14 protein-coding genes and 1 tRNA gene are annotated in these 15325 nt (G+C 74.6%); 8 read left to right on the forward strand and 7 right to left on the reverse strand.

Features of this window, described 5'->3' with window-relative positions:
* Positions 1-264: 264 nt before the first annotated feature.
* Positions 265-1743: a helix-turn-helix transcriptional regulator gene (locus OMK64_RS13800; protein WP_272728954.1), complete on the forward strand. Its 1479-nt coding sequence runs from the start codon at positions 265-267 to the stop codon at positions 1741-1743.
* Positions 1744-1767: 24 nt separating this feature from the next.
* Here OMK64_RS13800 and OMK64_RS13805 read toward each other — a convergent pair whose 3' ends face one another.
* From OMK64_RS13805 to OMK64_RS13815, 3 genes are all read right to left on the reverse strand, one after another.
* A complete protein-coding gene (locus OMK64_RS13805) occupies positions 1768-3480 on the reverse strand; it encodes a cation:proton antiporter (RefSeq protein WP_272728955.1) in 1713 nt (570 codons plus the stop codon).
* Positions 3481-3558: 78 nt separating this feature from the next.
* Positions 3559-4002: a hypothetical protein gene (locus tag OMK64_RS13810; protein ID WP_272728956.1), complete on the reverse strand. Its 444-nt coding sequence runs from the start codon at positions 4000-4002 to the stop codon at positions 3559-3561.
* A gap of 47 nt (positions 4003-4049) precedes the next feature.
* A complete protein-coding gene (locus tag OMK64_RS13815) occupies positions 4050-4667 on the reverse strand; it encodes a DUF305 domain-containing protein (RefSeq protein ID WP_272728957.1) in 618 nt (205 codons plus the stop codon).
* 116 nt (positions 4668-4783) lie between these two features.
* On the opposite strand from OMK64_RS13815, the gene OMK64_RS13820 reads away from it, so the two are divergent.
* Together OMK64_RS13820 and OMK64_RS13825 are read left to right on the forward strand one after the other, a co-directional pair.
* Positions 4784-5554 (forward strand): response regulator, encoded by a 771-nt coding sequence (locus OMK64_RS13820; RefSeq protein ID WP_272728958.1) that lies wholly within the window; start codon positions 4784-4786, stop codon positions 5552-5554.
* Positions 5551-6672: a HAMP domain-containing sensor histidine kinase gene (locus OMK64_RS13825; protein ID WP_272728959.1), complete on the forward strand. Its 1122-nt coding sequence runs from the start codon at positions 5551-5553 to the stop codon at positions 6670-6672. The genes OMK64_RS13820 and OMK64_RS13825 overlap by 4 nt, the downstream gene beginning before the upstream one ends.
* A 20-nt stretch (positions 6673-6692) precedes the next feature.
* Here the strand turns inward: OMK64_RS13825 and OMK64_RS13830 are convergent, their stop codons facing one another.
* A complete protein-coding gene (locus tag OMK64_RS13830) occupies positions 6693-7361 on the reverse strand; it encodes a DUF6803 family protein (protein ID WP_272728960.1) in 669 nt (222 codons plus the stop codon).
* A 261-nt stretch (positions 7362-7622) separates the two neighbouring features.
* Here OMK64_RS13830 and OMK64_RS13835 point away from each other — a divergent pair, with 261 nt between their 5' ends.
* A complete protein-coding gene (locus tag OMK64_RS13835) occupies positions 7623-8627 on the forward strand; it encodes a LacI family DNA-binding transcriptional regulator (protein ID WP_272728961.1) in 1005 nt (334 codons plus the stop codon).
* A 232-nt stretch (positions 8628-8859) separates the two neighbouring features.
* On the opposite strand, the gene bglS is transcribed toward OMK64_RS13835, so the two are convergent.
* Positions 8860-9642: a beta-glucanase gene (gene bglS / locus OMK64_RS13840; RefSeq protein WP_272728962.1), complete on the reverse strand. Its 783-nt coding sequence runs from the start codon at positions 9640-9642 to the stop codon at positions 8860-8862.
* Between the two features lie 280 nt (positions 9643-9922).
* Between bglS and OMK64_RS13845 the strand changes: the two genes are divergently transcribed.
* Entirely contained in the window at positions 9923-10564 is a 642-nt protein-coding gene (locus OMK64_RS13845) for an NADPH-dependent F420 reductase (protein ID WP_272728963.1), read from the forward strand.
* Between the two features lie 69 nt (positions 10565-10633).
* Complete coding sequence (locus tag OMK64_RS13850) at positions 10634-11146, forward strand: hypothetical protein (RefSeq protein ID WP_272728964.1); 513 nt, start codon at positions 10634-10636, stop codon at positions 11144-11146.
* A 57-nt stretch (positions 11147-11203) separates the two neighbouring features.
* On the opposite strand, the gene OMK64_RS13855 is transcribed toward OMK64_RS13850, so the two are convergent.
* Positions 11204-11276 (reverse strand) — tRNA-Arg (locus OMK64_RS13855).
* Positions 11277-11329: 53 nt separating this feature from the next.
* Positions 11330-11983, reverse strand: coding sequence for a FadR/GntR family transcriptional regulator (locus OMK64_RS13860; RefSeq protein ID WP_168678375.1), 654 nt, complete (start codon positions 11981-11983; stop codon positions 11330-11332).
* Between the two features lie 173 nt (positions 11984-12156).
* Here OMK64_RS13860 and argS point away from each other — a divergent pair, with 173 nt between their 5' ends.
* Together argS and lysA are read left to right on the forward strand one after the other, a co-directional pair.
* Entirely contained in the window at positions 12157-13836 is a 1680-nt protein-coding gene (gene argS / locus OMK64_RS13865; protein ID WP_272728965.1) for an arginine--tRNA ligase, read from the forward strand.
* Positions 13833-15269: a diaminopimelate decarboxylase gene (lysA, locus tag OMK64_RS13870; RefSeq protein WP_272728966.1), complete on the forward strand. Its 1437-nt coding sequence runs from the start codon at positions 13833-13835 to the stop codon at positions 15267-15269. Before argS ends, lysA begins: the two co-directional genes overlap by 4 nt.
* Positions 15270-15325: the final 56 nt, after the last annotated feature.

Consider the following 15325-nt stretch of genomic DNA (forward strand, 5'->3'; position numbering starts at 1 on the left):
GGTCCGGTTCCGCCCGCACCTCCACCGTGGTCCCTGCGAGCGCCCACGCACCGATGCGGCGACAGTGAAGTTCCGGCGTTCTTCTTCGCCACGGAAGGAGCGTCGTCGGACGCCGTCCGTGCGGGTCGTGCGCCGGTTCGACGGAAGAAGCGCGGCCTACCTGCGGCTGAGCCGCGAACGTTGCCCGATGAGACCGCTTCCAGACCGGAAGGATCGGGTTCCTTCTCCTGGACGGAACGTGGGCGCTGCTGTCACCGTGGGGGCATGACGACGACGTCGCCCCGCCCTGCGGCACCCCCGCCCCCGTCGTCCGGCGCGCTCGACACCCTCGTCCTCGGCCGCCGGATCCGGCACCTGCGCACCGCGCGCGGCATGACCCTCGACGACCTCGGCCGCGCGATCGGCCGCGCACCGTCGCAGGTGTCGATGCTCGAGAACGGCCACCGTGAGCCCCGCGTCGGGGTCCTGTCCGCCGTCGCCGACGCGCTCGGCGTGCCCGTCGCGGAGCTGCTGCGGCCCGAGCCGCCGACCCGGCGCGCCGCGCTCGAGGTCGAGCTCGAGCGCACGCAGCGCGGACCGCTGTTCGCCTCGCTGCAGATCCCCGAGGTCAAGGTCGGGAAGTCGCTCCCGACCGACGCGCTCGACGCGCTGGTCCGGCTGGCCGGCGAGGTGCAGCGCCTGCTCACTGAGAACGCCGCGACGCCGGAGGAGGCGCGCCGCGCGAACGCCGAGCTGCGCGCCCGGATGCGCGCGCAGGACAACTACTTCGCCGAGCTCGAGGCGCACGCGCGCGCCCTGCTCACGGCCGTCGGGCACGCGGGCGGCCCGCTGTCGCAGCGCGCGACCGCCGACATCGCGGCCCACCTGGGCTTCTCCCTGCACCACGTGCCCGACCTGCCGCACTCGACGCGCACCGTGACCGACCTCGCGCACGGCCGCATCTACCTGCCGCAGGGCGGCGCCGGCGTGAGCGACAGCCGCTCGCCGCTGCTCCAGGCGCTCGCGTCGCACGTCCTCGGCCACGCCGAGCCGACGAGCTACGGGGACTTCCTGCGCCAGCGCGTCGAGGCCAACTACATGGCGGCCGCGCTCATGCTCCCCGAGGACGGCGCCGTGGCCTACCTGCAGGCGGCGAAGGCCGAGCGGCGGCTGTCGGTCGAGGACCTGCGCGACCAGTTCGCCGTGCCGTACGAGACGGCCGCGCACAGGTTCACCAACCTCGCGACCCGGCACCTCGGCATCCCGGTGCACTTCATGAAGGTCCACGAGGGCGGCACGCTGCACAAGGCGTACGAGAACGACGGCGTCGTCTTCCCGTCCGACCCGCTCGGCGCGATCGAGGGGCAGCCCGTCTGCCGCCACTGGACCGCGCGCGTCGTGTTCACGCTCGCCGACCGGTTCACGCCGTACTACCAGTACACCGACACGTCGTCGGGCACGTACTGGTGCACCTCGCGCGTGCAGCCGTCGTCGCAGGGCGCGTTCTCCGTGAGCGTCGGCGTGCCGTTCGCGCACGTCCGCTGGTTCCAGGGCCGCGAGACGACCGAGCGCGCGACGAGCCGGTGCCCGGACCCGACGTGCTGCCGGACGCCGCCGTCGACGCTCGCCGAGCGCTGGGGCGACCAGGCGCGTCCGTCGGCGCGCCCGCACGCGTCGCTGCTCGCCGCCCTGCCCGTGGGGGCGTACCCGGGGGTCGACACGACCGAGGTGTACGAGTTCCTCGACCGGCACGCGCCCGAGTGACCGGGCCGGCGCGGCGAGTCGCCGTCAGTCGCGCACGCGCTCGAGCCACGACGAGGCGAGGCTCTCGTCCTCCAGGTCGAGCTCGCGCATCATCCGCCGCATGACGGCCTCGTCGAGCTCGCCGGCGTCGCGGCGCTGCATGAGCACCTCGCGCTGCGCGGCGATGATCTCGCGGCGGAACCGCTGGGTGCGGCGGCCCTCGGCGGCGCCGGGGAGCCGGCCGTCGCGCGCGTTCCCGACGGGTCCGAGCCCGCGGGCGCTCTCGCGCGCGTCGACGTCGTCGGGCAGCAGGTCGGGCGCGTTCTCGGGGTCGAGCATGACGGCCGCGGCCGCAGCCCGCCCCCGCCAGCGCGCGGACAGCGCGTCGATCGCCTCGTCCGCCGCCGGCTGCCCGACGGCCTTCGCGAGCTCGCCGCGCTTCGACTCCAGCACCTGCTGCACGGCGTCGGCGGTCGCGATGCGCGTCGCGGCCTCCTGCGACGCGTCGGACGCCGCCTCGTCGTCCGACCCGACGCCCAGCCGGCGGATGACCCAGGGCAGCGTGAGGCTCTGCCCGAGCAGCGTGCCGATCGCGACCGTGTAGGCGGCGAGCTGGATGGTCGCGCGGTCGGGGAACGGCCCGCCGTCGATCGTCGCGGGGATGCCGGCGGCGGCGGCGAGCGTGACGACGCCCCGCATCCCGGCCCAGGACACGACGGCGGACTCGCGGACGGTGAGCGCGTCCCGTTCCGGTCGATGGCTGCCGCGCAGGCGCAGGTTGTCGAACCACGCCGTGCCGAAGACGTAGAGCGGCCGGACGAGGACCGCGACGACGAGCACGGCCAGCGAGACGGTGACCGCGTGCCCCAGGCCCTGGTCGGAGGCGACGAGGTCACGGATGATCCACGGGAGCTGGATGCCGATGAGGGCGAACGTGAACGACTCGAGCAGGATGTCCAGCGTCGACCAGATCGGCTCCTCGAACAGCCGCGTCGCGTAGCCGGCCCGGGGCGAGGTGTGCCCGAGGTACAGACCCGCGGCGACGACGGCCAGCACGCCCGACCCGTGCACCGCCTCGGCCGCCCAGTACGCCCCGAACGGGGTGAGCAGCCCGATGGCCGACGCGACGACGGGGTCGTCGAGCCGCACGCGGATCGCGTGCACGACCCACCCGATCGCGAGCCCGACGGCCACACCCGCCACGACGGCCACCACGAAGGTCCCGAGCGCCCCGCCGAACGCCCACGCGCCCGTCGTCGCGCCGATGAGCGCGACCTTGTAGAGCGTGAGCGACGTGGCGTCGTTGATGAGGCTCTCGCCGGACAGCACCGTCATGACGCGCCGCGGGAGGCCGAGCCGGCGACCGACCGCGGCGGCGGCGACCGCGTCGGGCGGTGCGACGACCGCGCCGAGGACGAGCGCGACCGCGAACGAGACCGCGGGTTCGAGCGCCCAGAAGACGAGCGCCACGGCGAGCGCGCTGACGAGCACGAGACCGACGCCGAGGCGGGTGATCGAGTTGAGCTGCGCGCGGAAGTCGCGGTACGAGCTCGCGAGGGCGGCGGAGTAGAGCAGCGGCGGCAGCACGAACTCGAGCAGGATCTCCGAGTTGAGCTCGTACCGCGGGACCCCGGGGATCAGCGACACGACGAGCGAGATCGCGACGATGACGAGCGGCGACGGCAGGCCGCGCCGCCGGCACGCCGCCGCGACGAGGACCGCCCCCGCGACCAGCAGGAACACCTCGACGTGGTGCATCCGCTGCCCTCCCTGACGACGGACCGACCGTTGCGCCCGACGCTAACGAAGCGGCGCGACGCGCGCCTGACTGCCGGGCTAGGCGATGTGCACGTGCGTCGGGGCGTCACCGTCGAGCGTCGGTGCCTCGCCGTCCGCCAGTCCCCGGTCGATCACCAGGTCGCGCAGCACCGCGGGCGGCGGGCCGCCACCGGGTCCGCCCCGCCGCAGCCAGGCGGCGAGCGCCTCGGTCGGCTCGTCACCCGCGAGACGCTCGAACCACACGGGTGCCACGCCGGCGCGGCGGCAGTGCGCGGTCGGCCGGGCGACGACCACGTCGCCGCGCTCGCACTCGTCGAGGCAGTCCACGAACGTCAGCCGTGCGACGCCCGTCTCCGCGAGCCGTCGCAGCCGCTCCGCCTGGCCGCCGGGCAGGACGTCGACGCCCTCGAGCGTCTCGCCCGCGCACAGCGCGCACGCGGTCAGCCCGGGCAGGCTGCCGTCCGCGCGGGAGAGGTCGGCGGGGGAGTCGTCGTGCGGCACCGGACGACGGTACGTGATCGCGCGGGTCGCCCCCTCGTGACCGCTGCTCACAGCGCGTTCAGCAGGTTCTGCATCTCGGTGATCTCCGCCGTCTGGTCGTCGACGATCGTGCGTGCGAGCCGCAGCGCGTCGGGATGCGTGCCGTCGGCGAGCTCGGTCTCCGCCATCTCCACGGCACCGCGGTGGTGCGCGATCATGAGGTCGAGGAACGCGCGGTCGAACGCGACGCCGTCGAGCCCGTCGAGCGACCCCATCGCCTCGTCCTGGCCCATGCCGTGCATGTCCATCCCGCCGTGGTCCATCCCGCCGTGGTCCATCGCGCCCGGTGCGTCCTCGCCCCACGCCGCGAGCCAGCCGCTCATCAGCGCGATCTCGGGTCCCTGCGCGTCGGCGATGCGCTGCGCGAGGTCGCGCACCTCCGGCGTGGCGGCGCGGTCGACGGCCAGCTCGGCCATCTCGACCGCCCCCTCGTGGTGGACGACCATCATCTGCGCGAACCAGGTGTCGGTCTCGTCGTGACGGGCGTCGACGGGCTGCGCGGTGCTCGTCGTCGGGCGGTCAGCTCCCGCGGCGGTCCCCGCGGGGTCGCCGGCGCACGCGACGAGGGTGGTGACGAGGGTCAGGGCGGCGGTCGCGCCGACGGCGCGACGGAGGGTGGTGCTCACGGGACGGGTCCTTCCAGGTGCGGTGCGTGCTCCCCGGTGGCCGCGGTGGGCCGCTCGGAGACGGCCACTGTCGCTCGCCGGCACCGCACGGCGGCTCGTCGTCCGATCAAGGTTCGATGAAGGTCCCGGGTCCGACGTGTCGTGCCGGACAAGATGGTGACGTGAGCACAACGCCGTCCGCCCCCGCGCGCCGGGCCGTCGTCGTCGACGACGAGGAACCGCTCGCGCGCCTGGTCGCGGGGTACCTCGAGCGCGACGGCTACGCGACCACCCTCTGCCACGACGGTGCCCTGGCGGTCGACGTCCTGCGGGAGGTGGACCCCGACCTCGTCGTGCTGGACCTCGGCCTGCCCGGCCTCGACGGCGTCGAGGTGTGCCGTCGGCTGCGCACGTTCTCCGACTGCTACGTCGTCATGCTGACCGCCCGTGCCGACGAGCTCGACACGGTCGTGGGCCTGTCCGTCGGCGCCGACGACTACGTGACGAAGCCGTTCAGCCCGCGCGAGCTCATGGCGCGCGTCGCCGCGCTCATGCGCCGCCCGCGACGTGCGGCACCGGCGGCCGCGGCCGGGGCTGCCGGGCGCGTGCTCGTGGTCGGAGACCTGCGGATCGACGTGGACGCGCGCGAGGTCGACCGCGACGGTGAGGCGGTGCCGCTGACCCGCACCGAGTTCGACGTGCTCGCGGCGCTCGCGGACCGCCCGGGACGGGTCCTCAGCCGCCGGGCGCTCATCGACCTCGTGTGGGGTCCGGGCTGGGTCGGCGACGAGCACCTGGTGGACGTCCACGTCCTGCACGTGCGCCAGAAGCTCGGCGACACCGCGGAGGCGCAGCGCTACGTCCGGACGGTCCGCGGTGTGGGGTACCGGATCGGGACGGGCGCGTGAGAGGCGAGGCGCGGCACGGAGCGGCGGCCTGGGGGCTCGGCGCGCTGCTCGTGGGCGCGCTCGTCGTCGTGCTCGCGACAGCCGCCGTGACGGCGTGGCTCGTGGCGGCGGCCGTCGGGCCGGGCCTGTTCCACCAGCACATGGTGCGCGCGGGCATGGCGGACCACGACGCCGCCGTCCTGCACGCCGAGCAGGCCTTCCAGGACGCGGGCACCGTCTCGCTCGCGCTCGCGCTCGGCGCTGCTGCGCTGGTCTCCGCGGTCGTCGGCGTGGTCCTCAACCGCCGCATCGGCCGGTCGCTCGCCACCGTGTCGACCGCGGCTGCGCGGGTCGGGGCGGGCGCCTACGACTCGCGGGTCCCCGAACCGGGGCTCGGTACGGAGTTCGACGACCTCGCCCGGTCGTTCAACGCGATGGCGGCCCGCCTGCACGAGTCCGACCGGCTGCGTGCCCGGCTGCTCGCGGACGTCGCGCACGAGGTCCGCACGCCCGTCGCGACGATCGCGGGCTACCTGGAGGCGATCGAGGACGGCATGCAGCCGCTCGACGAGGACACGCTCGCAGTCCTGCGCGAGCAGAGCATCCGGCTGACGCGCCTCGCCGACGACCTCGCGGCCGTGACGCGTGCGGAGTCGGGCGACCTCCCGCTGCACCGCGAGCCCGTCGCCCCCGCCGACCTGCTGCACGCGGCGGCCGGAGCGGTGCGCGAGCGCGCGGCCGCGGCGGACGTCGCCCTCGCACTCGACGTGCCCGACGGCCTGCCGCCGGTCGCCGTCGACCGGACGCGCGTGGCGCAGGTCCTCGACAACCTGCTCGCGAACGCCGTCCGGCACACCCCGGCGGGCGGCCGGGTCGTGCTCGCCGCCGCGCGCGAACCCGACGGGCTGGTGTCGCTGCGCGTCGCCGACACGGGCGAGGGCATCGCGCCCGAGCACCTGCCGCACGTGCTCGAGCGCTTCTACCGCGTCGACACCGCACGCGACCGCGGCCACGGCGGGTCCGGGATCGGCCTGGCGATCAGCAGGGCGCTGGTCCAGGCGCACGGCGGGACGTTGACGGCGGCGAGCGACGGGCCCGGTGCGGGCGCCACGTTCACGGTGACCCTGCCGCCGGCCTGACGTCGGTTGCGCCCGGGGGCTCAGTGCGTCATCCCGGCCATGCTCGACCCGTCGTCCATGACGTGGGTGGGCTGCCAGCCGAGCACGGCGGGGTCGAGCATCCCGGCGATCATCGCGACGTGGGCGACGACGAGGAACAGCCCGACCAGCGTCGCGTGGACCTTGAGGCGGTGCTCGGCGTCCCAGCCGGCGCCGACGACCCGTGTCTCGAGCAGCGTCATGCCGTACAGCGGCACGATCCCGAGCAGGTAGAAGCCGACGGCGATCACGTCGGCGGGTCCCCGCCAGCCACCGGACGTCGTGAGCGGGACGACGGCGTGCTTGGTCAGGTAGACGACGACGCCGAGGAAGAAGAACCCGGCGACCAGGCCGGCGTACCGGTTGAGCGCCGCGACGACGGGCGGGACCGGACGCCGGAAGAGGATGGCGAGCTCCGAGACCGCGATGGTCTCGGCGAGGATCACCGGGACCGCCATGAACAGCAGCAGGTTCCACGGCTGGTTCGCCGCGAGCAGCCCCATGTAGTGCGTCGACCCCATGTCCTCGCCCGCCGGCCACACCGGCAGCGCGAGCGCGAGCGCGGCGACGGCCACGCTGACGGCCGCGACGACGCCGATGCGGAGGGCGCGGCCGCGCGCGACGTCGGGCGCCGGGCGTGTGCCGGCGGAGGTGGGTGCAGTGGCGACCATCGGGGTCTCCTCCCGTGCGGGCGCCGGTCCCTCCGGCGTCGGCACCACCGTCCCGGCGGCCTCCGCACGTCCCGTTCAGGGCCGGTCAAGATCCCATGAAGGCCGCACGCGCGGACCGGGCCGACGCCGACCACCGGGACCTCGGACCCAGGGACCGACGGCGCGACGCGCGGCGCCCGTGTCGCCCGACGGCACCGTGCCGCCCGCTAGCGTGGACGTATCCCGCCCGGGCGTGCCGGGCGCCGTCGACGAGGAGGGGTCGTGGGCCGCCGTCCGACGCTCGACGACCTGGCGCGGCACGCCGGTGTCTCGCGCACGGTCGCCTCGCGGGCGGTCAACGGCGAGCCGAACGTCTCGCCCGCCAAGCGCGCCGCCGTGGCGCGCGCGGTCGAGGAGCTCGGGTTCGTGCCGAACGCGACGGCTCGCGCGCTCGCGACGAACCGCGCCGGCGCCGTCGTCCTCGCGGTGTCGGGGGACGACCCGGCGCTCGTCGCCGACCCGTTCTACGTCGAGGTCATCGTGGGCGTCGCGGGTGTGCTGGAGGAGGCCGACCTCGACCTCACGCTCCTGCTCGCGGCGTCCGACCGGGGGCGGGCCCGTCTCGAGCGTGCGCTGCAGTCGCGGCGCACCGACGGCCTCATGCTCATGGCGACGCGCGGCGACGACCCGCTGCTCGCGGTCGCGCGGGCCAGCGACAGCCCCGTGGTGCTCGGTGGTCGGCCGCTGCACGGGGACCCGGGCCTGTGGGTCGACGTCGACAACGAGGACGGCGGCCGCCGCGCGGCCGAGCACCTGCTGGCGACGGGTCGCCGGCGGGTCGGCATCATCACGGGCGGCGAGCAGCTGCGTGCGCCCGTCGACCGCCGCCGCGGTGCGGAGGCCGCGCTCCGGGCGGCGGGCGCCGACGTCTGGGTCGAGGACGGCGACTTCAGCGCCGACTCCGGCGAGCGGGCGACGGAGCGGCTCCTCGAGCGGCACCCCGACCTCGACGGCGTGGTCGCGGGCTCGGACAACATGGCGGCGGGCGCGCTGCGGACGCTGCGGGCGCACGGCCGGTCGGTGCCGGACGACGTGGCCGTCGTCGGGTACGACGACCTGCCCGTCGCGCAGCAGACCGACCCGCCCCTGACGACGGTCCGCCAGCCGATCCGACGCTTCGGGGCCGAGCTCGCGGCGGCGCTCGTGCAGGCGATCGAGGGGCGCCCGGTGGAGCCCGTCCTGCTCCCGACGACGCTCGTCGTGCGGGGATCCGCTCCTGCGTCCTGAGGGCTTGACGGGTCCGACGTGCTCGCACCACGATGAGGGCCGCGGGACTGGAACCGCTTCCAGCCGGGCTGGCACGACCGGTCCTGCACCGAGCCCTCCGTGCTGCTCCTCGGCCTCGTCCGTCGTGGACGCGGACCGGTGCGGAGTCCGACGGGCGCGTGCCGGCGCCCGAGGGGAGCAGGGGTCGGGTGACGGGGGCACCCGTCGCCCGACCCCTCGCCCGCGACGCTCGTCAGTAGCGCGTGTACCGCACCCAGTCGTACGTCGCCGTGCGCTGACCCTCGTACCGGAACGGGCCGAGCCAGTCGTCGACCCCGACGCCGGGCCAGAAGTTCATCATGATGCGCTGCGGACGCGTCGGGAGCGGGCCGCGGGACCCGTCCTCCTGGTGCACGAGGCGCCCGTCGACGAACCAGTTGATCGTCCCGCCGTCCCACCACTCGATCGCGTACTGGTGGTAGGCCGCGGCGGCGTCGAAGCCCAGGTCGATCACGGTCTCGTGGCCGCCGACGCCGTCGGTGAAGTAGTTCGTCTGCAGCTGCCGCGTGTTCCTGCCGAGGATCTCGACGTCGATCTCGTCCCAGGGCTGCCCGTCGCTCGGTCCGGTGTACGTGAAGAACGACGTCACCGTGCCCGAGCCGGCCGCGGCCTTCATGCGCACCTCGAACCGCCCGTAGGAGTAGAGGTCGTTCGACCGGACCTCCGCGCCCGCGTACGGACGACCCGAGCAGCCCGACGGGCACGGCGTCGTGTCGAGGTTCAGCCCGAGCACGCCGCCGCTGTGCCACGCGTGGTCGGCTCGCCAGCCGACGTCGAACATCCCGCCGTTCGTCCACCCGTCGGCCTTGTGCCAGCGCCCGGTGTCGTACCAGCTGAGGTCGTCGTCGAACGAGTCGCCGATGGCGGCTGCGGCGGGCGTCGCGAGGGCAGGGGTGGCCGCGAGGCCGACCAGGGCGGCGGCGACGAGCGTCCCGAGGCGCGCGCGGCGCCGACGGCGGAGGGTGGTCGAAGGCATGCGTGCTCCAGGGTGGCCGCGGCGGGCTCGAGGATCGGGGGCGTCCGGACGGACGCGTCGAAGGCCGCGTGCGTGGGGACGTCGGGGGTGCGAGCGCCGGTCACGGCTCGCCGAGCGACCGGGACGGTCGCCGGCTCCATCGTGCGGTCGGGGCGGGACCGCGTCAACGACGCGACCGCCCGGACGACTGTGAGTCCGGGCACTGCGCCGACCGGTGACCGACAGGTGGACGCCTCCCGTCCAGGGGAATGGCGACCCGCGCGGTCCTATTGCACCGGACATGACCACCTACGGAATCATCGGCGCCGGTCACATCGGCAGCCAGGTCGCCCGCGCCGTCATCGGGCTGGGCCACGACGTCGTCATCGCCAACTCCCGCGGACCCCAGACGCTCGACGCGCTCGTCGCGGACCTCGGCCCGCAGGCGCGCGCCGCCACCGCCGCGGAGGCGGCCGCCGCCGCGGAGATCGCCGTCGTGACCGTGCCGCTGCGCGCGATCGCCGACATCCCCGTCGAGCCGCTGGCCGGCAAGGTCGTGCTCGACACCAACAACTACTACTGGGAGCGCGACGGCCACATCGAGGCCCTGGACCGTGGTGAGAAGACCACGTCCGGGCTGCTGCAGGAGCACCTGCCGACGTCCAAGGTCGTCAAGGCGTTCAACCACATCGGCGCCCCCGACATCACGACGGACGGGCACCCCGCGGGCAGCGCCGAGCGCCGCGCCCTCGCCACGTCGAGCGACCACCCCGAGGCCGTCGAGCACGTCACGGCCCTGTACGACGCTCTCGGGTTCGACACGGTCGACGTCTCGCCGCTGAGCGAGTCGTGGCGCGTCGAGCGCGACCGCCCGGCCTACGTCGTCCGCCAGAACCGGGCCGAGCTGGTCGAGAACCTCGCCAAGGCGCCGCGCATGATCTGACGAGGCCCCTGACGGGACGGCGTCCGGCGGCGGTCGGCGCCGTCCCGCCGAGCGCCTGGGGTGCCCGGCGTGAGCTCGTACCCCACCTGGTCCTTCCGCGTGCCGCTGCGCCCTGACCTGGAGCCCGCGACCCTCCGCGTGCTCGACGCCGTGGCATGCGACCGGCCGCCCGCCCGGGACGACCTGGCGACGCTGCACCCGGTCGTGGCCACCTACCTGGGTGACTGGACCCGCATGCTCATCGGCGAGCCCGGGACGTACGTCGGTCCGCCCGTCCGGCTCTCCGGCCTCGGCACGACGGCGCCGTGCCTCACGATCGAGTTCTCCCAGCACGACGACGAGCACGCCGGCGGTGGCTGGGTCATGTGGCTGTGGATCCTGCACATCGCGGGCCGGCCGACGCAGGGGCGACGACTCATCGGTCACCACGGGCCGAGCGCGCGGTACGACGACAACCGGGAGACCGTCGTCGTCGGCGCATCCGGACCCGTGCTCGGGGACACCCCGTGGACGTGGGCCGAGGTCGACGAGACGTGGAGGAGCGTCGTCGACGACCCGAGCTGGACGCGCTGGCGGAGCTGACGGGCGGAGAGACGACGAAGGCCGTGTCCCGCTGCGCGGAGACACGGCCTTCAGGGGTGCGCCCGATAGGATTCGAACCTACGACCTTCTGCTCCGGAGGCAGACGCTCTATCCACTGAGCTACGGGCGCATGGCGCGCACACGGGTGTGCGGGCCGGAAGCGAGCGTCAGCGTATCAGCCCGTCAGGCCTCGCCGAGAAACGCGGACAGGTACCCCGACGTCTCCGCGACGGCGCGACCGTCGTCCCCGGCGACGATCGCCTCGACCAGGCCGTCGTGCGCGTCGCCCCCGTGGGTGTCGCTCACGAAGTTGAACCGGATGTTCTCGCCGATCGCGTCGAGCAGGTTCTCGTACAGCGACACGAGGACGGGGTTCGCGGCGGTGCGCACGATCGTGCGGTGCAGGTCCAGGTCGGTCACGACCATCTTGTCGAGGTCGCCGGCCTGGTAGGCGGCTGCCCGGGCGTCGCGCGCGTCCAGCAGCGCGGACGCGTCGGTCGCGGTCCGGCGACGGGCGGCGAGCCGGGCGGCCTCGACCTCGAGCGCACGGCGCACCTCGACGACGTCGCGCTGCCGGGCGTCGGCGATGTGCCGGCCCATCGTGACCGCGAGCTCCGAGCTGGACAGCACGTACGTGCCCGACCCCTGCCGACGCTCGAGCAGCCCGGCGTGCACGAGCGACTGCACGGCCTCGCGGACGGTGTTGCGGCCGACGCCCAGCAGGTCGACGAGGGCGGGTTCGGGGGGGATGCGCGAGCCGACGGGCCACTCGCCCGAGGTGATGCGGCTGCGGAGCGCGTCGACGGCGGTGTCGATGAGTCCGGGACGTCGCGCCATGCGTCAGGTCGCCTGTCCGTGCATGGGCGAAGTCAACACCGCCGGATGCCCCCACGCCACCGTTTCGGCTGGTCGGCGCGCCGCGTCGTCCGGCCCGCGCGGAGCAGCCTCCGGGCCGGTGCGAGCGGCGGACGCGCGTCCGGCTCCGGGCGGCGTTCCCCTACCCTTGACGGGTGACTCCCGCCCAGCTCTCCGAGGCCCTCCGGGCCGCTCTCGTGCACGCCGTCGACGACGGCACGTTCGCCCTCGACCCGGCCGCGATCCCCGCGACCGTGCACCTGGAGCGACCGCGGCAGCGCGAGCACGGCGACTGGGCGACGAACGTCGCGATGCAGCTCGCGAAGAAGGCCGGCACGAACCCGCGCGCGTTCGCCGAGGAGCTGGCGCGCCGCCTCGGCGAGACGCCCGGCGTCGCGTCGGTCGAGGTCGCCGGTCCGGGCTTCCTCAACATCCGTCTCGACGCGGCCGCCGCGGGCGAGCTCGCACGGTCGATCGTCGAGCAGGGCGTCGAGTACGGGCGCGGCGAGGCGCTCGCGGGCGTTCGCCTCAACCTCGAGTTCGTGTCGGCGAACCCGACGGGTCCGCTCCACATCGGCGGCGTGCGGTGGGCGGCCGTCGGCGACAGCCTCGCGCGCGTGCTCGAGGCCGCGGGTGCGGACGTGACCCGCGAGTACTACTTCAACGACCACGGCGCGCAGATCGACCGGTTCGCGCGCTCGCTCGTCGCCCGCGCCCTGGGTGAGCCTGCCCCCGAGGACGGCTACGGCGGCTCGTACATCACCGACATCGCCGAGCAGGTCGTCGCGGACGCGCTCGCCGCGGGCGAGCCCGACCCCCGCACGCTGCCGCGCGAGGACGCGACCGAGGCGTTCCGGGCACGGGGCGTCGACCTGATGTTCGCCGAGATCAAGCAGTCGCTGCACGACTTCGGCGTCGACTTCGACGTGTACTTCCACGAGGACACGCTGCACGAGTCGGGTGCCGTCGAGCGGGCCGTCGAGCGGCTCCGCCAGGGCGGGCACGTCTTCGAGCAGGACGGCGCCGTCTGGCTGCGCACGACCGACTTCGGCGACGACAAGGACCGCGTCGTCATCAAGTCCGACGGCGAGGGCGCCTACATCTCGGGCGACATCGCGTACTACCTCGACAAGCGCGAGCGCGGGTTCGACCGCGTCATCATCATGCTCGGCGCCGACCACCACGGGTACATCGGCCGCATGATGGCGGTGTGCGCGGCGTTCGGCGACACGCCGCACGTCAACCTCGAGATCCTCATCGGGCAGCTCGTCAACCTGGTGAAGGACGGCAAGCCGGTCCGCATGGCGAAGCGCGCGGGCACCGTCCTGACGATCGAGGACCTCGTCGACGTGGTCGGCGTGGACGCGGCGCGGTACTCGCTCGCGCGCTCGTCGGCGGACTCGACGATCGATCTCGACCTCGACCTGCTCGCGTCGGCGAAGAACGAGAACCCCGTCTACTACGTGCAGTACGCGCACGCGCGCACGGTGAACGTCGGCCGCAACGCCGCCGACGCGGGCGTGCGCAAGGAGGACGGCTTCGACGCGTCGCTGCTCGACCACGAGTCGGAGGCCGTGCTGCTGGGCCAGCTCGCGGAGCTGCCGCGCGTGGTCAACCAGGCTGCGGACCTGCGTGAGCCGCACCGCGTCGCGCGGTACCTCGAGGAGCTCGCCGGGGCGTACCACAAGTGGTACGACCAGCGCCGGGTCACGCCCTGGGGCGACGAGGAGGTCTCGGACGTCCACCGCACGCGCCTGTGGCTCAACGACGCGACGCGTCAGGTCCTCGCCAACGGGCTGGGCCTCCTCGGCGTGAGCGCGCCGGAGCGCATGTGACCGGCGAGGCACCGCAGCCGTCCGCGCACCTGCACGACGCCGCGACGGTCGTCCCGGGAGAGCCCTGGTCGACGGGTGTCGCGCGCGGCGACGACGGTGCGGTGCGCGTGGCGGGCGTCGACGTGCGGGATCTCGCGGTGCAGCACGGGACCCCGGCCTACGTCGTCGACGAGCAGGACCTGCGCACGCGTGCTCGGACGTACCGGCGGGCGTTCGCCGAGGCGTTCGCGCAGGTCGGCGCCGAGGTCGACGTGTACTACGCCGGCAAGGCGTTCCTGTCCGTCGCGGTGGCCCGGTGGGTGCACGAGGAGGGGCTGCGGGTCGACACCGCGTCGGGCGGCGAGATCGCGGTCGCGCTGCGCGCGGGCGTCCCGGGCGCGGACATCGGGCTGCACGGCAACAACAAGTCGGACGGCGAGCTCGCGATGGCGCTCGACGCGGGCGTGGGCCGGATCATCGTCGACTCGCTCGTCGAGATCGAGCGGCTCGCGGACCTGGTCGCGTCCCGTGGTGGTGCACCGGCGCCGGTGATGGTGCGCGTCACGACGGGCGTGCACGCGGGCGGCCACGAGTACATCTCGACCGCGCACGAGGACCAGAAGTTCGGCCTGTCGCTCGCCCCGACGCAGGGGACCGCGGACACCGTCGCCGACGAGGACGACGACAGCCCGGCGATGTCCGCGCTGCTCGCGGTGCTGGCCCGCCCGGAGCTGCGGCTGCTCGGCATCCACTCGCACATCGGCTCGCAGATCCTCGACCCGTCGGGGTTCGCGGTCGCCGCGCGGTCGGTCCTCGCGCTGCGCGCGCGGCTCGCACGGCGCACGGGCGTGCTCGTCGAGGAGGTCGACCTCGGGGGCGGGTACGGCATCGCGTACCTGCCGGGCGAGGTCGCGCTCGACCCCGACCGCATCGCCAAGGAGATCGCCGCGTCGGTCGCCGACAGCGCGGCCGAGGTCGGCACGGACGTGCCGCGCTTCTCGATCGAGCCGGGCCGCGCGATCGTCGGGCCGGCCGGCCTGACGCTCTACACGGTCGGGACGGTCAAGCCCGTCCGTGTCGACGACGCGCTGAACCGGCTGTACGTGTCCGTCGACGGCGGCATGAGCGACAACATCCGGCCCGCGCTCTACGGCGCGCGGTACCACGCGGAGGTCGTCGGGCGGCTCTCGACGGCGGACCGCGTGCTGGCGCGGGTCGTCGGGAAGCACTGCGAGAGCGGCGACATCGTCGTGCACGAGGTGCTGCTGCCGGGCGACGTGCGCGCAGGCGACCTGCTCGCGGTCGCGGCGACGGGGGCCTACGGGCGCTCGATGGCGTCGAACTACAACCTGCTGACCCGCCCGCCGGTGGTCGCGGTGTCGGACGGCGCGTCGCGCGTCCTCGTCCGCCGCGAGACGGTCGCCGACCTCCTGGCCCTCGACACCGACGCCTGACCCGCGCTCCGCCGACAGCCCGCAGGTCGGCCGCTGGACGGCGTCCCGTCGGGTGC

It is taken from the genome of Cellulomonas fimi (assembly GCF_028527925.1).
GTDB classification, from domain to species: Bacteria; Actinomycetota; Actinomycetes; order Actinomycetales; family Cellulomonadaceae; genus Cellulomonas; species Cellulomonas fimi_C.